Consider the following 22,552-nt stretch of genomic DNA (forward strand, 5'->3'; position numbering starts at 1 on the left):
GATTGTCAAGCCCTTAGGGCTTGAGGGAAAAACATCAGGTCTTTTCATAAGGGCAGCCCTCTCTTGCAGGGCATGCCCTCTTTTAAAACAGTCCACCGGACTGTTTTCGAGCGAACAGCTTGCTGTTCGGTTGTTCACGTCTATGCGGAGCGCCTGCGGCACGGGAGCGTTTCGCTGTCTGCGGACAGCGACAAGGGCGCTGCCCTTGACCCGCCACCTTTTTTTACGAGAAAGAAGGCAGAGAATGGCATAGCCATTCTCTAAAGTAACCGTGGTAACGGTTACTTTGGGACAGAAAAAACCTGTTATTATTAGTTACTGAAACATAGCTTTAGCTTTATCAGGGTCGTAATACTTATCCAGATGCTCGTCGTCCACTCTGTCCAGCTCTGCCCTTGGGAGAGTAGACAGCAAAGCCCAGCCTAAGTCGAGAGTCTCCTCGATGGACCTGTTTACATCAAAGCCCTGATTTATGAAATACTCCTCAAACAGCTTGCCGAAGTGCATATAAGCCTTGTCGCCCTGTGAAAGCTCCTCTTCGCCGATGACCGACGCCAGAGCTCTTGCGTCCTGCACCTTTGAGTAAGCCGCAAACAGCTGGTTTGCACACATTGAGTGGTCCTCACGGGTGTAGCCCTCACCGATGCCGTCCTTCATAAGTCTTGAAAGGCTGGGCAGGACTGCCACCGCAGGGTAAGTTCCCGTCTGTTCCAGATGTCTGTCCATAACTATCTGTCCCTCGGTGATGTATCCCGTAAGGTCGGGGACAGGGTGGGTGATGTCGTCATTCGGCATCGTGAGAATAGGTATCTGCGTAACAGAACCCGTTGAGCCTTTGACGATGCCGGCTCTTTCGTATATGGAAGCAAGGTCGGAATACAGATAGCCGGGATAGCCCTTTCTGCCCGGTATCTCGCCCTTTGAGGAGGAGAACTCACGGCACGCCTCAGCGTAGGAGGTCATATCCGTAAGAATGACAAGTATGTGCATATTATGCTCAAATGCAAGATATTCCGCACAGGTCAGCGCACATCTCGGGGTAAGTATCCTTTCGATGATAGGGTCGTTTGAAAGGTTGATGAACATGGCAACTCTTTCAAGTGCGCCGGTTTCCTCAAAGCTTCTCTTGAAATAGTCCGCAACGTCGTTTTTAACGCCCATTGCGCCGAAAACTATTCCAAAGCCCTGCCCATTGTCATCGGCTATCTTTGCCTGCCTTGCGATCTGTACCGCAAGCTTGTTGTGGGAAAGGCCCGAGCCTGAGAATATAGGTAGCTTCTGCCCTCTGATAAGGGTCATAAGCGCGTCAATGGAGGATATTCCCGTATTGATGTAGTTTCTGGGATATGTTCTTGAAACAGGGTTCAGAGGACTGCCGTTGATGTCCTTGAACTTTTCGGGGATAATGTCACCCAGCCCGTCGATAGGTCTGCCGGAGCCTGAGAAAATACGCCCCAGCATTTCCTTTGAAAGTCCAAGCTCCATTGGCTTGCCGCTGAATCTGGTGGTGGTGTTGGTAAGAGAAAGCCCCTTTGTGCCCTCAAAAACCTGAAGCACAGCTCTTTGCTGCTCGACCTCAACCACTCTTGCAAGGCGGCGTGTGCCGTCGGAAAGGCGGATCTGGGCGATCTCGTCAAAGGCAACGTCCTTAACGTTGTCCAGTACCACCAGCGGTCCGTTTATCTCGGAAAGCCCCACATATTTCAGTTCCAACTTATGCCACCTCCGTCAGCCCTTCAAAGTCGGCTGTCATTGCCTTTTCGTATTCACCGAACATCTCCGGCTTGTCGTTTGGTATATCGTATTTCACCTTTATTATCTTGTCCGACCAGCCCAGGGAAAGAATGCTGTCGTATGGCGCAGATCCAGCAAGAGCATTCTTTGCCAGGCGGTAGAAGCTGCATATCAGCTTCATCATAAGATACTGCTTTTCAAGTGGCACATAGGTGTCGTCCTTGTGGTATGCGTTTTGCTGCAAAAATCCCACACGGATTATCCTTGCGGTCTCAATGAGAAGCTTCTGGTCGTCGGGGAGCACGTCTGTGCCCATAAGCTTAACTATTTCCATAAGGGTGTTTTCCTCGACCAGTATGCTGGAGATCTCCTGGCGCACATTCATGAATTCGGGATCCACATTTTTCTTGTAAAACTCCTCAAGATCCCCCACGTATTCCGAATAGCTTGAGTTCCAGTTGATAGCGGGGTAGTGCCTTGCGTAAGCCAGGGACTTGTCCAGTGCCCAGAAGCAGCGTACAAAACGCTTTGTGTTCTGTGTAACAGGTTCGGAGAAGTCCGAGCCCTGCGGCGAGACCGCACCGATTATCGTTACCGAGCCTTCTGTGCCGTTTAAGTTCTCAACGTAGCCTGCACGCTCATAGAACTCCGAAATACGTGACGGAAGATAAGCGGGGAAGCCCTCCTCCGCAGGCATTTCCTCCAGTCGTCCCGATATCTCACGCAGAGCCTCTGCCCAGCGGGAGGTGGAGTCTGCCATAATAGCGATGTGGTAGCCCATGTCACGATAGTATTCCGCAAGGGTAATGCCTGTGTAGATAGAAGCCTCTCTTGCGGCAACAGGCATATTTGACGTGTTAGCAATAAGCACCGTTCTGTCTGTAAGGGGGCGCTGTGTGTGAGGGTCGATAAGCTCCGAGAATTCCTCAAGGACCTGAGTCATCTCGTTTCCACGCTCGCCGCAGCCGATATAAACGATAATATCCGCATCGCACCACTTTGCCAGCTGGTGCTGAGTCATGGTCTTACCTGTGCCGAAGCCTCCCGGTATGGCCGCAGTTCCGCCCTTTGCAATCGGCAGCACCGTGTCGATTATCCTCTGTCCTGTTATAAGGGGTCTTGTGCCTGGCAGTCTCTGACTGCATGGGCGGGGGGTCCTTATGGGCCATTTCTGGCAAAGGGTAAGCTCCTCCTCAGTGCCCTGGGGTGTTTTTATCTTTACCACCGTGTCGTTTACCGAGTAGTCTCCGTCGGGAGCGCACCAGATCACCTGACCACCCTTTGAAAGCGGAGAAAGCATACATCTGTGCTCGATAAGCTGTGTTTCCGGGCAGGTGCAGTATATATCCCCTGCATTCAGCGTGTCTCCCACGCTGACCTTTATGGTGCAGCTGTATTTTTTCTGTGTATCTATCGCCGTAACGTTGGCACCGTCTGCGATAAATGCCCCCGATAGCTCCTCCAGCTTTTTCAGAGGTCTTTGGATGCCGTCAAAGATATTGTCAAGTATTCCCGGACCCAGAGTTGCGCTCATGGGCGCACCGGTGCCCTCCACAGGCTCCCCGGGCATAAGTCCTGTTGTGCCCTCATAGACCTGTATGGTGGTAAACTCGCCGGTGACCCGGATAACCTCGCCGATAAGCCGCTTGTTCCCCACATAGACCATTTCCTGCATGGAAAAGCTGCGAGCCTTTCTGACCTTTACAACAGGTCCGTTTATAGAAAAAATCTTGTCCATAGCAAATAAACCCTTCCGTCAGATCTGTCCGAGCCCTGCGGACTTTGAAAAATTCTCCCGTTCCTGTTCAAGTGCCGAATCAAAGGTGCAGTCAAGGGCGATCTGGCTGTCCTTGAACACCACAAGCACTCCGCCCAAAGAGAAATCCGAAGTTTCCTCCGCCGTAAATGCAGTGCCCTTGCAAAGCTCTCTGCCCAGCTCTATGTCACGCTTGGTGAAATAAGCTGTTGCTTTTTTGTCCGGAGCCTGTGCGGCGCATTTGTCAAGCCTTGCTTTAAGCTCCTCAGGATATTTTTCGCTGTCGCAAAGCTCCAGCAGCTGTTTTCTGATGTTGTCAAACACCCTGTCTATCATTTCGCTGCGGTGAGTGAGCACATTTCGCTGCGCCTGTATCTTGCGGGAGGATATCTCACGGACCATGTCCGCCTGGTATTCTCTGTCTATCTGTTCAAGTTCACTGAGCATATCGCTGTGGGTCTTATCCTTGGCGTCCGCAAGACGCTGCTTTCTGTCCTGCTGAGCGTCCGAAACAATGTCATCAGCTTGCTTCTGCGCCTGAGAAAACACCGCCAGCTTAAACTTATTCAGCCTTTCACTTTCCTTTTTCATTCCTTGTGCGCCCCGTGTACAGAGGCTCCTCCTTAAATGGTTTTTATGTTTGTAATGCGGGGGATACCGCCGGCTTTTTCCGGCGTTATCTCCAGCCGTTTTGAACGGTCAAGGGGGTAGTCGATCTCAAAAACATTCACCCTGCCTGCCTGTGAAGGGCGGTGATGGTTTTTTGAAAAAGCCAAAGTCTGCCGCCTTCTCAGAGCTTTATGCCTATTGCGTCAGACAGGTATCTTGAAATTGTGTCGGAAATTTTTGAGGTGGCGTGCCTGTCGGGAACCTCCACTATCAGAGGCTGCTTTCGGTTGAGCTTGTAGTCGTAAACTGTTTCACGCACCTGCTGAACAGCCTTTTCCGTCATAAGCACTATTCCCACATCTTCCATTTTCATGGCATCGTCAAGTGCGCCTTTTATCTCCTCGGGGGAGTGTACCACCACGCCCTCTATCCCTGCAAGGCGCATACCCATCTGCGTGTCGATGTTGTCGCTTATAAGATAGAATTTCATTGCTTTTTACCCTGTGGGTCTACTGTTGAACACCGGAAATGATAAGGATAGCGATAAGCAGTCCGTAAAGAGCGATACCTTCGCCCAGAACCACGAAGATAAGAGCCTTAACAAAAGCCTTCGGGTCCTCGGAAACTGCACCGATAGCCGCAGGAGCACCTGCCGCAACGGCGATGCCCGAGCCTATGCAGGCAAGACCAACTGCCAGAGCAGCTGCAAGGTATCCCAGTCCGTCGCCTGTGGTGAGAGCCACCGCAGCTCCCTCCTCGCTTGCTGCGCTTACCAGGTTTCCGATCGGCAGGATAAGAGCGATGAGCATAACTCCGCCGAAGGAGCAAAGATTTCCGATAAACGCCCTCTTGCAAGCCTTTCCTGTTTTCAGCTTCTTAGCCGTGAAAATAAAAGGAACGCACAGAAGTGCAACTGCGATAAGTGGTAAAAAGTAAATGATCATTTTTATATCCTCCAGATAAATTATTGTTTATTCTGTCTGCGCATTGAACTGTACTTTTACAGGTTCAAAGGGCACGCCGTCGCTTTCGTTGAAGCGGCTGAATATCTCGTAGAATTCCAGACGGATTATCTGTATCGCTACGATCATGCCCTCCATAGCCATTACAAAAGCGTTTCCGATAACCAGTATCACCGGCTGAGCCGCAGCCGATGCACCGTCCATAAGTGTCATTACCACAAGCATCATGCCTGCGTGGGAGAGTACGAAACCGCCCACTCTGAGAAACGACATAGTGTTTGAAATGTAGGAAAGCACGAACTCAAACATCTCAAAGAAGTTTTCCACGATAAACCCGCCGATGGTCATTTTTTCTTCCTCGTCAGCACTGAGTCTGAACTTTTTGTACTTGACCGCCAATGAGAAAGGCACACGGCAGAAAATACATATCAGCGGTATAACTATAAGGCAGATAACAAACGGGGGGGACATTATCTTCACGTCGAACATTATCGTTCCCACAAGCCCCACGGCAATGGAGCTGTAAAAGATAAGCCCGGCAATTCCGTTGCAGCCGAAGATCGCCTTTTCGTAATCTTTTTCCTTGAAGCCGATGTAAATGTTTATCAGCATGGATAAAACTATCAGTACCACGCCCACTGCCACGGCGGTCAGAAGGATAAAGCTTGTCTTTGAAAAGACCTTCAGAGGAAGGAAGCTTATTCCCAGTTGTTCGTACAGCGGATCCAGCAGGTCCTCAAATCCGAACACCGAACCGTATATGGTACCGAAGACCATGCTTGAAAGTCCGCATCGCACCATCATTCCTCCGGCATCCCTGTTCAGCTTTCTGCCGATTATAAGTCCCAGCAGCATTACCAGGAAGCCTTGCCCCAGGTCGCCGAACATTACTCCGAAAAGCAGCGTGTAGGTTATTGCAACGAAAGCGGTGGGGTTAAAGCCTCCGTAATTTGGCAGACCGTACATTTCCACCATCATGCCGAAGGGTCTTGTGAGCCAGCTGTTTTTAAGTATGGTGGGCGGTGTGCAGTTTGCGTCCGCATCAGGCGGCATATAAGCTGCGCTCACCGTTTCCAGTGTGCTCATAAGCTGGTTGAAGCGTTTTTTGTCCTTAATGGGAACAAAGCCTTTGATATAGAACTTTCCGCTTAAATATCCCACCTTTTTGCGAAGCTCGAATGTACCGTAAAGATACTGAAGCTTTGAATATGCCGCAAGCATCTCGTCCTTGACCCGGATGGATATGCGGTTTATCTCCGCCTGAGCCTCGTCCGCCTTCTGCTGCTGCAAGGTCATGTCTGCCGAAAGTGTCTTTATGGCATTGTCCGCATCGCCCTTTACAAAATTGGGCAGATGAACACGCTCAAAGAACATGGAATGGAAAAGGTCGTCCACAAGAGCTTTGTCCTGCTCGGGGCAGAAGTACATTCCCCAGCAGTACAGGTCCTGTGTCTCAAAGGGAACGAAGAAGAAGTTTTCGTCGTAATAATCCAGCTTTGCCAGGTTGTCCGTAGGTATCCTGCCCACCCTGGAAGCAACATACTTGCAGGAGAAAATGTCCTCAAAGTTGATGTTCATGCCCTTGAGGTGGTGTATCTGCGTAACGGTCTCGTTTATCTGAGCCACCTTCTGCAGGGCATCCTTTTTCTTTTGGTTTGCCTCCTCAAAGCTTTCGCTTATTTCACGGGCACGCTGAGAAAATTCCTCCGGCGAGGCAGGTGAGTAAGCGCTGTAATCGGTTTCTTTAAGCTCGATACCAAGCTCCACAGCAAGCCGTTCAAATGTTTTAAGAAGCGGCGCATAGCCGTTTTTTTCGTTCAAAAGGGTCAGACCGTTTGCCGCCGAAGCACTTGAAAAGGCAGGCTGTATGTGAAAGCAGCCGCTTTCGCAGCACTTTCCCAGGCATTGGTCAAGCTCGTTCATCTGCCCCACAAGGCTCACGAGCTCCATTTTTTCAATACCCACTTGAGCATTACTCCTTTCCCGGTCTGTCAGCAGACCAAAAGTTCGTTTTCTATATACACCGGGTCAACGCCGTAGCGTATCCCCTCGATAATGTGTGTGATGTTTGAAAGTTCAAAGTCGCAAAGCTGGGTGAAAGCGTAAAGCACCACCGGAGCATGGAAGCTGCGGTAGAGGGTGTGTTCCAGCCTTTTGTACTTGTTGCGCTGCATAACCACCTCTATTTTGGTGCCGTCGGCAAATTCCTGATGCGCCTCGTTGCGGCTCAGCCAGTCCAGCATCTGCTCCGGTGTGTCCAGCTCGTAATAGTTGTCAAGCTTTTTGCCCACGCCGGGAAGCTTTATCTGGTGGAGCTTTATCTGCTCCGGAGTAAAGCCGAAAAACGCCTTCATACGGTATGCATTTATCATGTTAAGGAAGTTTATCTCGTCCTTGAGCATTTTTATCATCTCGTCCTTTTCCTCGTCCGAGAATGACTTTTCTGCCTGATTGAGGATACGGGCATAGTAACTTGTCCGCAGCTGTCTTTCACATTCGGTATAATCCACCGTGCCGTCCTCGGCAAGGGCTACACGCACCAGCGGCTTGTAATACTTGGTGGTGCGCAAAAGCTTCACAAGCTCCGTAAAGCTTTCTGCACGGCTAAGCTCCAGCAGGTCAAGTCCGGAATAGTTTGTAATATATCCGGGGAGATAATCCAGATACGACCTGTCCAGCCCGGAATTTATGCTGTTGATAAGCATAAGCAGACAGTTTATCTCCGACTTGCTTATGAGAAAATCGAAGAAGGGCAGCTTGTCAAGCTGCTGAAATCTGCAAAGTCTGATGTAGGTGTCGAAGTTTTCCTTTTCCAGCAGTGTTTCAAGAAACCCACGGTGCACCGTCATCGGGTCGATGTCTTTAAGGGCGTCCCCGAAACGCCTGGTAGACGAAAGATATTCCGTTATCTCCGGGACGCTGCGCCGGGCAAGCATCTCACGGTAGTTTTCCTCCGTGAGCATCCTGCCGTGCAGGGCACGTATTTTTGCCACTGTGGCATTTGACGACATGCTCTCAAGCATACTGGTCCCTCCCTTTGAAGCGCCTGGCTGTCATTTATCGGAAAACACCCTTTCCACAATGGCTTTTTCCCATTTTCTGTGCTTAGCGGAATAAAGCTCGTCGATCCCGGCGATCCTGTCCTTTTCGCTTTTTTCGATCTTAGCGATCTGTGCCTTGGTCTGTGTTTTGCATCTTTCAAGGGTCTTTGCCCTGTAAGTTTCCACCTTTTCCGATGACTCACGTTCAAAACCTGCAATTTCGTCATTGGTGAGCTGTTCAAGTTCCGCCTTTTTCTCGTTGGCTTTGATTATTTTTGCATCCGCCAGCTTGTCTGTCTGTATGATTTCAGAGATTATATCCACATTCTCACTTCCGTTTCGTACAAAAATAAAATCTAATTTTCATTTTACACCTTTTTAATAATTATAACAAGGGCTAATTTGTTAACGAAATCATATTTGTAACTAATTCATTATTGAAAAGGGGAAACTATGTTAACAAGCTCTTTTCGGGCACAATCTGTTGAAGCGAAGAACTTGCCCGGGCACAACATCTTGTGGTGGTGTGCAAAACGCACATACAAAGGAGTTTCAAAGGGGGGATTTTCTCTTTATGCAAAGCAGGATCGCCCTTGACAAATCTATCAAAAAGTGGTATATTCGTACTTACCGCAAGTACATCTGTTCGCAGGAGGTGGACTGAAAAAATGTCTGCAAAAGAGGACAAGCTTGTAATAGTAAGCTCCGGAGTGCTCCCGGAGATAATCCTCAAAGTGCTTACCGCAAAGGGAATGAGGGCAAGGGGCGAGGCTGCAACGTCGGCTGAAGCGTGCAGAGCCGTGGGCATTTCACGAAGTGCGTATTACAAGTATAAGGACTGTGTTTTCAACTATGAGGAACAGCTCACAAACAATATTTTGTCTGTCTATCTTATCCTGCGGGATGAAAAAGGCGTGTTAAGCTCCATTATCTCCAAGCTTTATGAGCTGAACACAAACATTCTAACCATAAACCAGAACATACCCGTTGACTCCGTAGCCACGGTCACCGTTTCGGTACGCTTTGACCATGAGCTTGTGTCCGCACAGCAGTTAAAGACCGAGCTGGGCAGGGTAAAAGGCGTGGTGGATGTCAAGCTTATATCCGGAGAATGAAGCATAGCAGAGATAGAGAGGAAAGGTAAAATCATATGAGTAAGGTCGCAATAATAGGATACGGAACGGTAGGCTCGGGAACGGTAGAGCTTTTTATGAAAAACCGTGAGTCTATCTCCCGGAAGGTGGGAAAGGACTGTGACATCAAGTATATACTTGATCTGAGGGATTTCCCCGATTCTCCCTTTGCGGATCGGATGATAAAGGATTTTGATACGATACTCAACGACGACGAGGTCACCGTTGTAGCCGAGGTAGTGGGGGGAACCACGTTTGCCTACGACTACACAAAAAGGCTGCTGGAAAAGGGAAAGAGCGTTGTCACATCAAATAAGGCTCTTGTTGCCGCAAAGGGAGCGGAGCTTATAAAGCTGGCGAAGGAGCATAAGTGCAACTATCTTTTTGAAGCCAGCGTAGGCGGAGGAATACCTATCCTCAGACCTATAAACAAGTGCCTTGCAGGCAACGAGATACTCAGCATCTCCGGCATACTCAACGGCACAACCAACTTTATACTTTCCAAAATGATAAAAGAGCAGATGTCATTTGATGATGCCCTTAAAATGGCGCAGGAGCTTGGCTATGCCGAGGCTGACCCAACGGCTGACGTTGAGGGCGAGGACGCTTGCAGAAAGATATGCATACTTGGCTCTCTGGCATACGGAAAGCATATCTACCCTGAAATGGTGCATTGCTCGGGCATAACGAGAATAACCCTTGACGATGTGGAATATGCGGATAATGCAGGCTATGTTATAAAGCTCATCGGCTCTGTGAAAAAGCTGGAGGACGGAAAGCTGAAAGCTATCGTCTGCCCAAGGTTCGTGCCAAAGACAAACCTCCTTGCCAGCGTGGACGACGTGTACAATGCCATAAGCGTTGTGGGCGACGGCGTGGGCAATGTAATGTTCTACGGACAGGGCGCAGGAAAGCTGCCTACCGCATCGGCTGTTGTGGGGGATATAATCGACTGCCTCAAGCACCCCCGGACTGTTCTTGCAGTCAACTGGGAGGACAGCGAGGATAAGAGCTTTGTGGTCCCCTATAAGCAGACAAATACCTCTGTTTATGTAAGGATACAGGCTGACAATGCAGAGGCACTCAAAGGCTCGCTGAGCGAAATGTTCGGAAAGCTGATGTATATCGAAAGAGCAGGCAGACCTGAAAACGAGATAGCGTTCATAACGCCCACGATGAAGGAAGCGGATATCGACGATAATCTGACCATTCTTTCCCATACCGCTCAGATAAAGAGCAAGATAAGAATTTATCAGTAAATAATAAAGATCTCCTCCGGAAAAACCGGGGGAGATTTATTGTTTATGCAAGTTTAACAAAATACCCGCCTTTGGATTTGTGACATTTCACAAGCGAAAAAGTGCGAAAATGCGCAGAAAAGTTATTTGCAAAAAAACTGTTGCAAAAAAAACAGCTATGTGTTATACTGTTGATGTTAATATTGTTTGAATAACCCAGCCGTTTGTATCGGCTTTTGTCACATACTCCGGGAAAGGAGAATAAAAATGAGCAAACGTTTTACCGTAGGACTTGTTATAGCTAATATCGCCTTTGACCAGTTCAGCAAAGAAATAGCCAAAGGTGCCATGGCTGCCGCAGAGCAGATGGATGTGAATCTTGCTATAATCCCTATGAAGTATATTGGCAGAGATGTTGCGCCGGAAAGTGCCGACGAAAAGTATGATTATATGTTCAATACTCTGCTTAACCATGTATCCAACCGCAGCCTTGATTATATAATCATAACCACAGGCGAGATAGCTTATTCCATGACCAAACAGGATATGCAGAGCCTTATGAAAAGCATCGGCAAAACACCTGTGCTTTCCATTGCTGCCGAGGTGGAGGGCTACGAGAGCCTTATCTTTGACAATACGACCGGTGTTAAGGAAGCTGTAAGGTATCTTATAAAATCCGGAAGAAAGCATATCGGACTTATGAAGGGCGAGCCTTATAACTACGACTGCATCGAGCGTAATGCGGCGTATAAGGAAGCCATTGAAGAGGGCGGATTGGAGTACAACGAGAAGCTTACCATATACAACGATATGTCCTCCTTCTGCCATGAGCAGGTGGAAAAGCTCCTTGCGGACAACCCGGAAATGGACGCTATCGTCTGCTGCAACGATACCACCGCAGCCACCGTTTATGAGGTCCTTGAAAGGCATAATATCACCGTAGGCGACCAGATCGCAGTGGTGGGCTTTGACGACCTGCCTATCGCTCAGCAGCTCAACCCGCCCCTTGCATCTGTAAGCGCAGATGCGGAAGGGCTTGCCTATTCCGCCGTTGCCAGAGCGGTGGACTACCTTAACGGGAACACCGACTTTGTGGAGCATGAAAGAGTAGCTACCAAGTTCGTTCTGAGAGAATCCTGTTTCCGTAAGGCGGAGTATCCCGATTACAGCGGTATTTTTGACCTCAGCAGCCGGGAATGTGCCCGGGAGATAATGAAGATAGCCTACGACGATCTTGCTTCGGAGGACAGATATAAAAAGACGCTTAAAGCCTGCGAGCGGTTCCTGGATATGGCAGACAATGTGTTTCTCACCCGGCAGGGGGATAAGAACAAAAAGAGCGTTGACGACTTCATCGTTCTTATCAACAGGCTTTTCAGAGGCAGAGAGGGCTTTTATGCTTTCAATATAAATAAGTTCCTTGCAGTGGTGGATACGGGTATGAAGTATCTGGTGCAGCGGCTCCCCGACAGGCTCAGCGACATAATCACTGTCTTTACCCACCTGAACCAGATGATAGCTTACAGCATAGAGCTGCACCGCACCTATGACAACAACCGCAGTTTCGATGTAAGCCACAGATCAAATATCATCACCCGTGACGTTCTTATGTTCGCCACCGAGGATATGGAAAATGCCTGCGGCTCAATGCTTCGCCAGCTCCATTTGCTCAACATAAAGACCGGGTATCTCTATCTTCTGGAGAAGCCTATTGTCTGCAACAGCAGAAACGACCTGCCTGATGTGCTCAGCTGGAACCTTGAAGCGTACAACGAGGACCGCCGTGTGTTTATCGTCCCCCGCAACAGACAGGAAATACGGGCGAGGGATCTTTTCAGACATGAGTATCTGCCCTCTGACAGACGCTGGACCATGCTTGTCACCGTGCTTTATTCCAACAACGTGCAGTATGGACTGGCAATGTTTGAAATGCCATACGACTATTTCAACTATCTTGAGTATCTCACATATCAGCTAAGCGCAGCGGTGAAGATACAGGAGCTTATCAAAACACAGAACGAGACCCTTATCCAGCTCAATAAAATAAATATTGCACTGCATAATATGTCCAGCCTTGACCAGCTTACAGGTACCCTTAACCGCAGAGGCTTTTACAGCGAGGCTTCAAAGCAGTTTGAGCAGATGACCGATCGGCTCATTGTGGTGTTTGTTGACCTGGACGGGCTGAAGATGATAAACGATAACTTCGGACACTCCGAAGGCGATATCGCTATAAAAGCCGTTGCCGACTGCCTGCGTGAGGTCATCGGCGATGTGGGCATAGTGGGCAGAGTAGGCGGCGACGAGTTCGTTGCAATGATGCCGTCGGTGTTTGATAATATGACCCAATACGTCAAATCCAAGTGCAGCGAGGTCATGGACCAGCTTAACGAAAGGCTGAAAAGACCGTATAAAATAGCCATGTCAATGGGTATCTTCGAGTGCAAGGCAAGTGAATACAAGAGCATTGCCGAGATAATCGACAAGGCAGACTATCTGCTGTATGTCCAGAAGCGTGAGAAGAAAAAGCTGATAGACGGATAAAAAATCGGGAGAGAGCTTTTAAAGAAGCTTTCTCCCTTTTTGTTGCTGTGCGGATATCGAATTATAGCTCCGTAAAGCTTTCAAAGCATCTGTGGGCAGCGGAAATTATCTTTTCACGGTCTGCTGTGTAAAGAGGATTTAGCCTTGCAAAAACCGTAAAGCCGCCTGCTTTTGCTCCGTTGACTCCCTCGATTATGTCCTCAAATACTGCGCAGTCTTTCCGGGAAAGACCAAGACCCTTTGCGGCAAAAAGATAGATGTCCGGATAACCCTTTCCCCTTTCCACCTGTTCGGTGGTGGCAAAAAAGTCAAAGCAGTCAAATATCCCGTGACGCTTCAGAACAGGCTCAAAAAGCTCCCTTGAAGAAGCCGTGGCAAGTGCCAGCTTTACTCCCCGTGAGTGGAGCTTTCTTACAAATTCCGGTGCGCCCTTTACAGCTTCTATGTCGTTGGCGTAGTGCCATATCGCCATATCACGCCATTCGTTTCGTATCTCCTCAAGGCTCTCCTTCAGCCCGAAACGCTCCTTGGTGTAAATTGCAGCCTGGCGGAAATCCATTGCGGATACCGCCTTGGTGTAGTCGGCAGGCACTTCAAACCCACGCTTGCCAAGAAAGTCTATGTCTATCTGTGACCATACCCAGTGGGAATCCACAAGGGTCCCGTCAAGGTCAAAAATGACCCCTTTGAAATGTGTAATGTCCATAATTCTCCTTGATGTTGTTTTTATTCAAACCAGGGGTAGCTGACGGTGGTCATACCTCCCTTAACGGTCATGCTGAGATAGTAGGTCTCTATGCCGTTTATAAACGGACCGCCCTGCAAAAGTACCTCGTTGGAAAGGCTGCCGGTGGAGGTGCAGGCAAAGACGGTGTATGTATCGTCACTCAGGTCAAGCACCTTCTGTTCGCCGCTTTTTATCCGCACTCCGTTTGCCTCAAGCACCCTGACATCTATCCTGTCCACCGGCTGTCCCATGATATCGTGGGAGGTGATGTCGCCCAAAAGTCCAAACTGGTTCATAAACATCTGCTTTGAGCCGGGGATTATCCAAAAGGGCATCAGCGCAGAGGAAAGCTTTTTCTTTCGTGTAACGATTATCCTTTTCATTCCTGCACCTCCACAAATTCACCCAGCAGCCCTGCGGAAAGCTCCACAAGCTCTCTGCACGGGCGTTTTTTGTAATACTCGCCGTTTCTCTGCGCAGGCTGTGGTGTGCTTGCCCCGGGCAGCCCCAGCAGCTCCCTGCACACTATGCTGTCAAAGCCGTTCTCCTCTTTGAACCGGGCAGCAAACGCCTGGATAAGCTTGTACATCTCACCCTTTGCCTGCTGGTCCGAGCCGTCGGTATATCCGAATTTTAAGCCCAGTATCATAACCGCACCGGACACCGAGCCGCATACCTCACGCAGCCTGCCCATACCGCCGCCGAAGCCGCAGGAGATGCGCATGGCTGTTTGCATATCAAGTCCCACATCTTCTGCCCATGCGGCAACTACCGCCTGTGAGCAGTTGTATCCTTTCATAAAGTATTCCCCCGCAAGGCGTGCCTTGTTTTCATTGTACTTTTTCACCATCATGTCCTCCCGTTTTGCCATTTCCGTTTTATACAGTATATCATAACTTCCCCTGCTTTTCAAGGAAATTTCCTTGTGTTGTGTAAATTATACAAATTTGGTGTAGTATTTTCTGCTTTATTGTGTCTGCCATTTGTTCAAACACTGTTGACAAAAAGGTGAAATTCAAGTATAATATTCTTGTGCAAAAAGACAGGTTTTTTCACACAAAACAGCTATGGGAGGTAAATAATTATGTCAAAATTCGTATGTTCGGTATGTGGTTACATCTATGAAGGCGAGCAGCCGCCGGAGAAGTGCCCACAGTGCGGCGTTCCGGGATCAAAGTTCAACAAGGTAGAGGACGAGAAGATAATGTGGGCTGACGAGCACAAGCTCGGCTCTGCACAGGGACTTGACGAGGAGATCGTTCAGGGTCTGAGAGATAATTTCAATGGCGAGTGCTCCGAGGTGGGTATGTATCTTGCAATGGCAAGAGTAGCTTACAGAGAGGGCTACCCCGAGGTTGGAATGTACTATGAAAAGGCTGCCTTTGAGGAGGCTGAGCACGCTGCTAAGTTTGCAGAGCTGCTGGGCGAGGTAGTTACACCGTCCACAAAGAAGAACCTTGAGCTGAGATATATGGCTGAGAACGGCGCTTGCGAGGGCAAGATGAAGATCGCTAAAAAGGCTAAGGAGCTTGGCTACGACGCTATCCATGACACAGTTCACGAGATGGCTAAGGACGAGGCAAGACACGGCTGCGCTTTCAAGGGTCTGCTGGACAGATATTTCAAATAACAGATCGGTAAGGTTGTTTGGGGGACAGTCCTTTTGGATAAGGGTTGTCCCCCGAGCTATATGGTTTTGGCGGCTGATAAAGTCAGCTTTGGCTTTATGAAAATATGATTTCAGGGGAGGATAAACATGGGCAGCAAGGGCATAAGCATTCTTTTTCCCGATGGTAATGCGAAATTTACCCGGATGACGGACAGCGCATTTCACGACCTGGGACTTGACAGCATCTGCAAGGAGCTGACAAGCGATGCAAAGGAGCGCAAATACATCACCGGGGTAATTTCAAATATGACCGCAGATGCCGATACCGCACGTTTCAGACAGGAGGTTTTTGCGGATATCCTCGATCTTTCGCAGCTGCGTAAAAAGATAACAGAGTTGTTTGAAAGACTTGAATTTATGAAAAGCTTTGGTTCGCTGGCAAAAAAAACAGAGGAAAAGCTGGGGATATGGTATCTGCTGCACCGGCTCGACGAGCTGGATGACTACATAAAATGCGTTGAGGCGATGAGGGAGTGTCTGAGTGATGAGAGGATAAGATCACGGGGACTTATCCGTTTTCGTGAGCATATCAACGGCATTTACGAGGATTCCTGCTTTGCCCAGATGCGAAAGGATATAAGCGAGCTTAAGCTCAAGGCATCCGAGATTCGCAGCGTGACCATCGGCGTGAATGTCAATGACCGCTTTGAAGCAACGAGCATGGGGCTTATCTCGGTCAACAGCAAGCCGTTTAAAAAATCGGGTATAGTCAGCAATTTTGCTGATGCGCTGTCATCAAAAGGCGGCATAAAAGACGACAATGAATGGAACGGCGAGATGCGCTATCACGAGATTGACCGTTCGCAAAGCGGCACACCCGGGGCGATCTTTCAAAAGGGTATGGGCTTTCTTGCAATGCAGACAACGGGAGCATTTGTTGACGCAAAGGTGCGCCAGACTATCGTGAATATGCCTGATGACGACGGGATGAACAACTCCACTTTCTATTTTGAAAAGGTGATGAACAAGATGCTTGACACGCTGGTAAAGCGGTTGAGCGACACGCTTTCAAAGTACGTTGATGTTGCGGTGATAAACATTTCACGGCTTATTCCGGAGTTCACATACTACATCAGATTTGCAGAGTTTATCGAAAAATACAGTGAGGCAGGGTTTGCTTTCTGTCCGGCAAAGGCTGTAAGCGGCAGCGAGTGCTCAATGAATGCCCGGAGCTTTTACAATCTGCGCCTTGCGCTGTCGGTGGAAAATGCCGGGGATATCGTTTTCAATGACCTGAAATTTGACAGCGAGCACACTGTGTACATTCTGACGGGTGCCAACCGGGGAGGAAAGACCACTGTGACCCAGGCGGTGGGCTTGCTTTTTGCTCTGGCACAGGGCGGTATCAATGTGGCAGCCAAGTCGTTTGAATATGTGCCTGTGGACTGTATTTACACACATTTTCCTGCGGACGAGGACAAGACTATCGACCTTGGAAGGCTGGGTGAGGAGTGCGTGCGTTTCAAGCAGCTCTATGCAGACTGTACAGCGGACAGCTTGCTGCTTTTAAACGAGTCGTTCTCGACGACGTCTTTTGAAGAGGGATATTTTATCGCTCGTGACTCTGTGCGTGCAATTCTCAAAAAGCGGGTCCGCACGATCTACAACACGCATATGCACAAGCTCGCTGCTGATGTTGAGGAGATGAATGAGCAGACCGGCGGCGCAAAAGCCTCGTCGCTGGTTGTGAAAAGTGACGGCGGCAAACGCTCGTTCAAGGTGGAGGTCGCTGCGCCTGAGGGTATGTCGTACGCAAGAGATATTGCGCAGAAGTATGGCGTAACCTACGAAATGCTGACGAGCGGGTAAGCGATATGAGGAGATATGCTTTTCAATAAACACCCACTTAAAACATATCCGATATATAATAAAAATACCCAGGAACGTATGATCGCTCTTGGGTATTTTTGTTTTAGTTTGAAAGTATCAGGAACGCTGCGTAGCAGCCCAGTATCGACAGACCGCACAGCCGGTAAAACAGCTTCAGCCCTGCGTTTTCGGCATCCTTTTTGCCTTTTTTCATCAGCAGTACAGCTCCCACTGCCGCTGTGGAAACAAGCCCGAAGATGTTGAGATATGAGCTTGACTTGTCGTTGGAGATATACACCGAGCCGCCTCTGTAAAGGAAATCCGCAATAGAAATAATGCAGAAGTTGAACACTCCGCTGCCCATTACGTTTCCTGCGCAGGCGTTGAAATTGCCTTTACGGATAAGTGCAATAGAAGATGTAAGCTCAGGCAGCGAGGTGGCTACGCCCAGGAACAGCGCACCGCCCACCGTCTTGCCCAGGTTGAACTCCTCGGTAAGGTGGTCTGTGGCAATGGTAATGAAAATCGACGCTGTTACCAGCAGCACTGCCATTATGATAAATCTGATGATTATCTGTTTCAAAGTCAGGTCGCTTGTGTCCTCGCCCTCGCTCTCGGCGCTGTCGCCTGCCATGAACTTGATAGAGCAGGCGTAAAGCACCAGCAGGATTATGGAGTAAACGCTTATCCCTGCGAACTCAAAGTCCTTTTTGAACACCACCGGGAGCGTCATTATCGCAAACATAATAAAAGTTATAACAGTGGTCTTGAAGTGGCTGTTTCCGATAGTCGATTTGCAAAGGCTCTTTGCGGCGATAAGTGCTGCACCGCCGAAGATGCACATATTGAACAGGTTGCTGCCCAGGATATTACCTATTACAAGGTCGGGCTGCTTAACGAAAAGCACCGCCGAGATAGAGGTGAAAAGCTCCGGCAGACTGGTGACTGCGGCAAGGATAACACCGCCTATAAAAGCGCCCGACAGGTCGGTTTTCTTGTCGATAAGGTCAACATAATTTGCCAGCTTGATCGAGAAAAATACCACGCATACTGCCAGCGCCGCATAAATACCTACCCACATCATATCTGTTCATCTGTCCTTTCTTATTGATGATATGTATTCAAAAAGTCCTTCATCTGCTCCATTGCGTAAGTCAGCTGATCGCAGTTTGGCAGGTATACGATGCGGAAGTGATCGGGCTGTTCCCAATGGAATCCGCCGCCGTGGGTGAGAAGTATCTTCTTCTCTTTGAGAAAATCAAGAACGAATTGTTCGTCGTCTTTCATGCCGAACTTTTCCTTGTCAAGTCTGGGGAAAATGTAAAATGCTGCACGGGGTCTTACAGCGGTAAGTCCGTCAATGCCGTCGATGAGCTTGCAGATAAGCTCTCTTTGCTCGTAAATACGTCCTCCCGGAAGGAGCATCTCGTCGGGCTTGTCAAAGTCTCTGAGAGCATATTCGATAACATACTGGCTCTGAACGTTTGAACAAAGGCGCATGGATGAAAGCATATTTATGCCTTCCATGTAGCCCTTTGCCCTGTTAAGATCACCGCTGATCACCATCCAGCCGGAGCGGAAGCCTGCGATCTTGTGGGACTTGGAAAGACCGTTGAAGGTAATGCAGAAAAGATCCTGGGCAAGTGATGCAATGGAGGTGTGCTTTATGCCGTCCATACAAAGGCGGTCGTAGATCTCGTCGGCAAATATGATAAGCTCGTGCTCACGAGCCAGATCCACTATCTGCTGAAGTATCTCCATGGGATACACCGCACCTGTGGGGTTGTTGGGGTTGATGACCACAACAGCCTTGGTCTTGTCGGTTATCTTGGAGCGCATATCCTCGATGTCGGGGTACCAGTCCGATGCCTCGTCGCAGATGTAATGCACAGCGTTTCCTCCCGACAGCGTTACGGAGGCAGTCCACAGCGGATAGTCCGGCGCAGGCACCAGTACCTCGTCACCGTTGTCCAGAAGCGCTTGCATCGACATGGTTATAAGCTCGGAAACGCCGTTTCCGGTATAGATATTATCTATGCTCTGCGCCACAACTCCCTTGGTGGCATGGTAGGCTTTTATAGCCTCACGTGCTCTTGCTATGCCGTGGGAGTCGGAGTAGCCCTGAGCGTCACGCAGGTGGGCACTCATCTCATCGATAATATAATCGGGCGCATTGAAATCAAAGGGGGCGGGATTGCCGATGTTGAGCTTGATGATGCTTTCGCCCTGTGCGATCATTCGGTTAGCCTCGTCCATAACAGGACCTCTGATGTCGTAGCACACGTTGTTTAGCTTGGTGGATTTTGCGAATGTTCTCATGTTTACACTTCCCTGAATGAATAGTTTGCATTTATCCTGATACATTCTACCACACAGGTGGCGGACTGTCAACGGCATTTTTCACAAAGCACAGTCAAAAAAAACGCAAAAACTGCACTTTTTTTGGTAAAAGGCTTTATTTTTTATTTGAAATGTAGTATAATGATAATGGTATACTGTGTTTATATCTCAAAAAGCGGAAATTATAAACGGAAGGAACGATAAGTATGAAAAACGTAGTAAATGTTCAGCTTGCAGGAAGGGCTTATAACCTTAATTCCACCGAGCCGGAGGAATACACTCAGAAACTTGCAAGGGAACTCAACAGGCGTATTGCGGCAATAACCAACGCATCCCCAAGCCTTTCGGCACTTGACGGGGCATTGCTTTGCGCACTTGACTGTCTTGACGAGCTTACAAAGGCAAACAACAACATTGAGAATATAAGAAATCAGATAAAGGATTATGTAGACGATGCCGGTGAGGCAAGGATACAGGCGGACGAGGCAAACAAGGAAGTAAGGGCGCTGCGTGCAAGGGTTGAGGCTTTGCAGGCAGAGCTGAAAAAGCGCACCACTGTCATAAGATATGACAACGAGAAGGTGGAAAGCGCAAAGGATATGCTTTCAAAAGAGATAGATGCGGCTATAAACAAGCCCCTGAATACAAACAGCATGGGTGCCCAGCAGTCTTTTTTTACCACAGATCCGGGCAGCAGTGCTGACAGGAAATAATGGCTGAGATACTTTCTCCCGCAGGTTCTCCTGAGGCTTTGCGTGCGGCTCTTCGCTGCGGATGCGATGCGGTTTATCTTGGTGGACAAAGCTTTTCGGCAAGGGCAAATGCGGCGAACTTCTCCGATGAGGAGCTTGCACAGGCGGTAGAGCTGTGCCATATACGGGGCGTAAAGGTCTATCTTGCAATAAACACTCTTGTTTTTGACAGCCAGCTTCAGCAGTGCAAAAAAGCGGTGGAAACTGCGGCAAGGATAGGTGTTGACGGGCTAATAACCCAGGATCTGTGCCTTGTGGAGATAGTGAGAAAATGCTGTCCCCGTATGGAGATACACGCTTCCACACAGATGACCGTTCACACCAAAAACGGTGTTGAGCAAGCAAAGGAGCTGGGGTTTTCACGCACCGTACTTTCAAGGGAACTGCCCGAGGGGATAATAGCCTCCCTTTCAAAGCTTGGGACGGAAACGGAGATCTTTGTTCACGGTGCTTTGTGTATGTCTGTTTCGGGGCAGTGCTATATGAGTGCCCTTATCGGTTCACGAAGTGCGAACAGAGGGCTTTGCGCCCAGGCTTGCAGACTTGGCATCAGCGCAGTGAAGGGTGAACGGCGGTATGATCTGTCGCTGAAGGATATGTCGGTACTGGACGTTATGGACACCGTGCTGGCAACAGGTGCGGCATCGCTGAAAATAGAGGGACGTATGAAGCGTCCGGAGTATGTGGCAAAGGCGACCCACAGCGCAGTTATGGCTTGCGCAGGGCAGGATCCGGACATGGAGGGGCTGGCGGCAGTCTTTTCACGAAGCGGCTTTACAAAGGGCTACTTTGAGGGCAAAACAGGCAGCGAAATGTTCGGCAGACGTGACAAGGAAGATGCGGCGGTGTCGGCAAAGGCTCTGCCGGGGATACACGAGCTTTACCGCAGTGAGTTCAAGCGTGACAGGGTGCGGTTTGCGTTCACAGCCCGGCAGGGAAGCAAAGTGCAGCTTACGGTCACCGACACCCAAGGCAACAGCTTTACGGCGAGGGGAGATATTCCGCAAACGGCACAGAGCAGGGGTCTGACAGCCGAGCAGGTGGAAAAGCAGCTGATAAAGCTGGGGGACACTATTTACGAATACGGCGGCTGCGAGTGTGACATCGGTGATATGCTGTATGTCAGTCCCGCACAGATAAACGCTCTGCGGCGGCAGGCGTGTGGTGGGCTGGATAGCGTAAGAGCCGGGGCAAACGACAGGTCTGTGCCCTTTGAAGATGTGGATATTACAGACTTTGAGGGAAGCTGCGAGTGCGAGCAGCCAAAAATAAGGATAGAAATTTCAAGCTTGAAACAGCTTGACAAAATAGATACGAACCATATTGAATTTGTGATAATGCCGCTGGAGCTGTGCGCAAATTCAGACCTTGCAGCGCTCGGTGAGAAGATAATGGCGGCGCTTCCGAGATTCACCTTTGACGAGCAAAGGGTGATAGACCGCCTGAAAGCACTGAAAAAACGGGGCTTGGAGCATATCCTTGCCACAAATATCGCTCATCTGAAAATCGGTAGAGAGCTGGAATTGACCGTCCACGGAGGATTTGGTCTGAACGTGACAAACAGTGTTGCGGCAAAGCTGCTGGGAGAGATGGAAGCTTGTGACGTGACCGCATCGTTCGAGCTGAAAGCGGCGCAGATACGGGCACTGAAAAAGCCCGTACCTCTGGGATATATAGGCTACGGACGGCTGCCCATGATGCTGACGGTGAACTGCCCTATAAGGCAGGCAGTGGGCTGCGGAAAATGCACAAAGACCCTTTACGACCCAACGGGCAGGGAGCTTCCTGTGCGCTGCTCAAAGGGCGAGGGATACGTGGAGGTGCTCAACAGCGACGTGCTTTTTACGGCGGACAAGATGTCAGACTTCAAGGGCGCAGCTTTCGTGACACTTTGTTTTGACGAGGAAACTCCCCAGCAGGCAGCAGACATCGTAAGGGCGTTCAGAAACGGCGAAAAAGCGCAGCTTGAGAACATCACCCGAGGACTTTATTACAGGGGGATAATCTGAATAGATAAATCAGAATTTGCCGCCGCGGCGGCACGCTTGTCCGTCGCATATCGGTTTGAGCAGGCAGCGGCTTTCGTGCCGCTCCGGGCTTTCACTTTGTGATAACTGTACAAGAGTAGAGCTGTGTTGTGCAAACCTCGGTAAATCCGCATTTGTTGAGGTATACCTGTCAAGCAACTGTGGGTATTCTCTTGGGAGCGTTTTTTCTCAAACTCTTTTTCTGAACTCT

At 49.3% G+C, this 22,552-nt stretch carries 22 protein-coding genes; 7 read left to right on the top strand and 15 right to left on the bottom strand.

Annotated features, from left to right (window positions below; all coding sequences use genetic code 11):
• Positions 1-315 precede the first annotated feature (315 nt).
• The 9 genes from T494_RS0109455 to T494_RS0109495 are packed head-to-tail and all read right to left on the bottom strand — an operon-like array spanning position 316 to position 8,426.
• Positions 316-1,713, bottom strand: a complete 1,398-nt coding sequence (locus tag T494_RS0109455) for a V-type ATP synthase subunit B (protein WP_028506090.1) — start codon at positions 1,711-1,713, stop codon at positions 316-318.
• A gap of 1 nt (position 1,714) precedes the next feature.
• On the bottom strand, positions 1,715-3,472 hold the full coding sequence (locus tag T494_RS0109460) for a V-type ATP synthase subunit A (RefSeq protein ID WP_028506091.1): 1,758 nt from the start codon (positions 3,470-3,472) through the stop codon (positions 1,715-1,717).
• Positions 3,473-3,490: 18 nt separating this feature from the next.
• On the bottom strand, positions 3,491-4,081 hold the full coding sequence (locus tag T494_RS0109465; RefSeq protein WP_028506092.1) for a V-type ATP synthase subunit E family protein: 591 nt from the start codon (positions 4,079-4,081) through the stop codon (positions 3,491-3,493).
• Positions 4,082-4,113: 32 nt separating this feature from the next.
• The gene (locus tag T494_RS13885; RefSeq protein ID WP_155984079.1) at positions 4,114-4,266 is read right to left on the bottom strand and encodes a hypothetical protein; all 153 of its coding nucleotides are present in this window, start codon (positions 4,264-4,266) and stop codon (positions 4,114-4,116) included.
• A gap of 14 nt (positions 4,267-4,280) precedes the next feature.
• Entirely contained in the window at positions 4,281-4,589 is a 309-nt protein-coding gene (locus tag T494_RS0109475) for a V-type ATP synthase subunit F (protein WP_028506093.1), read from the bottom strand.
• Between the two features lie 19 nt (positions 4,590-4,608).
• On the bottom strand, positions 4,609-5,043 hold the full coding sequence (locus T494_RS0109480) for an ATP synthase subunit C (RefSeq protein ID WP_028506094.1): 435 nt from the start codon (positions 5,041-5,043) through the stop codon (positions 4,609-4,611).
• Between the two features lie 27 nt (positions 5,044-5,070).
• Complete coding sequence (locus T494_RS0109485) at positions 5,071-7,026, bottom strand: V-type ATPase 116kDa subunit family protein (RefSeq protein ID WP_028506095.1); 1,956 nt, start codon at positions 7,024-7,026, stop codon at positions 5,071-5,073.
• 26 nt (positions 7,027-7,052) lie between these two features.
• On the bottom strand, positions 7,053-8,084 hold the full coding sequence (locus T494_RS0109490) for a V-type ATPase subunit (protein WP_028506096.1): 1,032 nt from the start codon (positions 8,082-8,084) through the stop codon (positions 7,053-7,055).
• A gap of 30 nt (positions 8,085-8,114) precedes the next feature.
• Entirely contained in the window at positions 8,115-8,426 is a 312-nt protein-coding gene (locus T494_RS0109495; RefSeq protein ID WP_028506097.1) for a hypothetical protein, read from the bottom strand.
• A 344-nt stretch (positions 8,427-8,770) separates the two neighbouring features.
• On the opposite strand from T494_RS0109495, the gene T494_RS0109500 reads away from it, so the two are divergent.
• The 3 genes from T494_RS0109500 (at position 8,771) to T494_RS0109510 (ending at position 13,017) form a co-directional block, all read left to right on the top strand.
• Entirely contained in the window at positions 8,771-9,217 is a 447-nt protein-coding gene (locus T494_RS0109500) for an ACT domain-containing protein (RefSeq protein WP_028506098.1), read from the top strand.
• Between the two features lie 35 nt (positions 9,218-9,252).
• Complete coding sequence (locus T494_RS0109505; protein ID WP_028506099.1) at positions 9,253-10,494, top strand: homoserine dehydrogenase; 1,242 nt, start codon at positions 9,253-9,255, stop codon at positions 10,492-10,494.
• Between the two features lie 246 nt (positions 10,495-10,740).
• On the top strand, positions 10,741-13,017 hold the full coding sequence (locus tag T494_RS0109510) for a GGDEF domain-containing protein (protein WP_028506100.1): 2,277 nt from the start codon (positions 10,741-10,743) through the stop codon (positions 13,015-13,017).
• Between the two features lie 61 nt (positions 13,018-13,078).
• On the opposite strand, the gene T494_RS0109515 is transcribed toward T494_RS0109510, so the two are convergent.
• The 3 genes from T494_RS0109515 to T494_RS0109525 are packed head-to-tail and all read right to left on the bottom strand — an operon-like array spanning position 13,079 to position 14,615.
• Entirely contained in the window at positions 13,079-13,723 is a 645-nt protein-coding gene (locus T494_RS0109515; RefSeq protein ID WP_028506101.1) for an HAD family phosphatase, read from the bottom strand.
• Positions 13,724-13,743: 20 nt separating this feature from the next.
• Positions 13,744-14,127: a hypothetical protein gene (locus tag T494_RS0109520; protein WP_028506102.1), complete on the bottom strand. Its 384-nt coding sequence runs from the start codon at positions 14,125-14,127 to the stop codon at positions 13,744-13,746.
• On the bottom strand, positions 14,124-14,615 hold the full coding sequence (locus T494_RS0109525) for a C-GCAxxG-C-C family protein (RefSeq protein WP_051540309.1): 492 nt from the start codon (positions 14,613-14,615) through the stop codon (positions 14,124-14,126). Before T494_RS0109525 ends, T494_RS0109520 begins: the two co-directional genes overlap by 4 nt.
• A 213-nt stretch (positions 14,616-14,828) precedes the next feature.
• Here T494_RS0109525 and T494_RS0109530 point away from each other — a divergent pair, with 213 nt between their 5' ends.
• Together T494_RS0109530 and T494_RS0109535 are read left to right on the top strand one after the other, a co-directional pair.
• Entirely contained in the window at positions 14,829-15,374 is a 546-nt protein-coding gene (locus T494_RS0109530) for an NADH peroxidase (RefSeq protein WP_028506104.1), read from the top strand.
• A gap of 126 nt (positions 15,375-15,500) precedes the next feature.
• Positions 15,501-17,222: a DNA mismatch repair protein gene (locus tag T494_RS0109535; RefSeq protein ID WP_028506105.1), complete on the top strand. Its 1,722-nt coding sequence runs from the start codon at positions 15,501-15,503 to the stop codon at positions 17,220-17,222.
• A gap of 103 nt (positions 17,223-17,325) precedes the next feature.
• Here T494_RS0109535 and T494_RS0109540 read toward each other — a convergent pair whose 3' ends face one another.
• Complete coding sequence (locus T494_RS0109540; RefSeq protein WP_028506106.1) at positions 17,326-18,306, bottom strand: hypothetical protein; 981 nt, start codon at positions 18,304-18,306, stop codon at positions 17,326-17,328.
• A 20-nt stretch (positions 18,307-18,326) separates the two neighbouring features.
• The gene (locus T494_RS0109545; protein WP_028506107.1) at positions 18,327-19,541 is read right to left on the bottom strand and encodes a pyridoxal phosphate-dependent aminotransferase; all 1,215 of its coding nucleotides are present in this window, start codon (positions 19,539-19,541) and stop codon (positions 18,327-18,329) included.
• A gap of 227 nt (positions 19,542-19,768) precedes the next feature.
• On the opposite strand from T494_RS0109545, the gene T494_RS12880 reads away from it, so the two are divergent.
• Both T494_RS12880 and T494_RS0109555 read left to right on the top strand, forming a co-directional pair.
• Entirely contained in the window at positions 19,769-20,275 is a 507-nt protein-coding gene (locus tag T494_RS12880; protein WP_051540305.1) for a cell division protein ZapA, read from the top strand.
• Positions 20,275-22,323, top strand: a complete 2,049-nt coding sequence (locus tag T494_RS0109555; RefSeq protein ID WP_028506108.1) for a U32 family peptidase — start codon at positions 20,275-20,277, stop codon at positions 22,321-22,323. Before T494_RS12880 ends, T494_RS0109555 begins: the two co-directional genes overlap by 1 nt.
• Here T494_RS0109555 and T494_RS14075 read toward each other — a convergent pair.
• On the bottom strand, positions 22,305-22,552 hold a 248-nt coding region (locus T494_RS14075), incomplete at its 5' end, for a hypothetical protein (RefSeq protein WP_207638162.1). The genes T494_RS0109555 and T494_RS14075 overlap by 19 nt on opposite strands.

The sequence above is a fragment of the Ruminococcus sp. FC2018 genome (assembly GCF_000621805.1).
Lineage (GTDB): Bacteria > Bacillota > Clostridia > Oscillospirales > Ruminococcaceae > Hominimerdicola.

What these genes read in the sequence shown, in the direction of transcription:
- T494_RS0109500 (WP_028506098.1), top strand. Translation starts at nt 8,771, where the DNA reads ATGTCTGCAAAAGAGGACAAGCTTGTAATAGTAAGCTCCGGAGTGCTC.
- T494_RS0109460 (WP_028506091.1), bottom strand. Translation starts at nt 3,472, where the DNA reads ATGGACAAGATTTTTTCTATAAACGGACCTGTTGTAAAGGTCAGAAAG.
- T494_RS0109520 (WP_028506102.1), bottom strand. Translation starts at nt 14,127, where the DNA reads ATGAAAAGGATAATCGTTACACGAAAGAAAAAGCTTTCCTCTGCGCTG.
- T494_RS12880 (WP_051540305.1), top strand. Translation starts at nt 19,769, where the DNA reads ATGAAAAACGTAGTAAATGTTCAGCTTGCAGGAAGGGCTTATAACCTT.
- T494_RS0109490 (WP_028506096.1), bottom strand. Translation starts at nt 8,084, where the DNA reads ATGCTTGAGAGCATGTCGTCAAATGCCACAGTGGCAAAAATACGTGCC.
- T494_RS0109530 (WP_028506104.1), top strand. Translation starts at nt 14,829, where the DNA reads ATGTCAAAATTCGTATGTTCGGTATGTGGTTACATCTATGAAGGCGAG.
- T494_RS0109540 (WP_028506106.1), bottom strand. Translation starts at nt 18,306, where the DNA reads ATGATGTGGGTAGGTATTTATGCGGCGCTGGCAGTATGCGTGGTATTT.
- T494_RS0109510 (WP_028506100.1), top strand. Translation starts at nt 10,741, where the DNA reads ATGAGCAAACGTTTTACCGTAGGACTTGTTATAGCTAATATCGCCTTT.
- T494_RS0109555 (WP_028506108.1), top strand. Translation starts at nt 20,275, where the DNA reads ATGGCTGAGATACTTTCTCCCGCAGGTTCTCCTGAGGCTTTGCGTGCG.
- T494_RS0109475 (WP_028506093.1), bottom strand. Translation starts at nt 4,589, where the DNA reads ATGAAATTCTATCTTATAAGCGACAACATCGACACGCAGATGGGTATG.
- T494_RS0109515 (WP_028506101.1), bottom strand. Translation starts at nt 13,723, where the DNA reads ATGGACATTACACATTTCAAAGGGGTCATTTTTGACCTTGACGGGACC.
- T494_RS0109480 (WP_028506094.1), bottom strand. Translation starts at nt 5,043, where the DNA reads ATGATCATTTACTTTTTACCACTTATCGCAGTTGCACTTCTGTGCGTT.
- T494_RS0109465 (WP_028506092.1), bottom strand. Translation starts at nt 4,081, where the DNA reads ATGAAAAAGGAAAGTGAAAGGCTGAATAAGTTTAAGCTGGCGGTGTTT.
- T494_RS0109535 (WP_028506105.1), top strand. Translation starts at nt 15,501, where the DNA reads ATGGGCAGCAAGGGCATAAGCATTCTTTTTCCCGATGGTAATGCGAAA.
- T494_RS0109545 (WP_028506107.1), bottom strand. Translation starts at nt 19,541, where the DNA reads ATGAGAACATTCGCAAAATCCACCAAGCTAAACAACGTGTGCTACGAC.
- T494_RS0109505 (WP_028506099.1), top strand. Translation starts at nt 9,253, where the DNA reads ATGAGTAAGGTCGCAATAATAGGATACGGAACGGTAGGCTCGGGAACG.
- T494_RS0109525 (WP_051540309.1), bottom strand. Translation starts at nt 14,615, where the DNA reads ATGGCAAAACGGGAGGACATGATGGTGAAAAAGTACAATGAAAACAAG.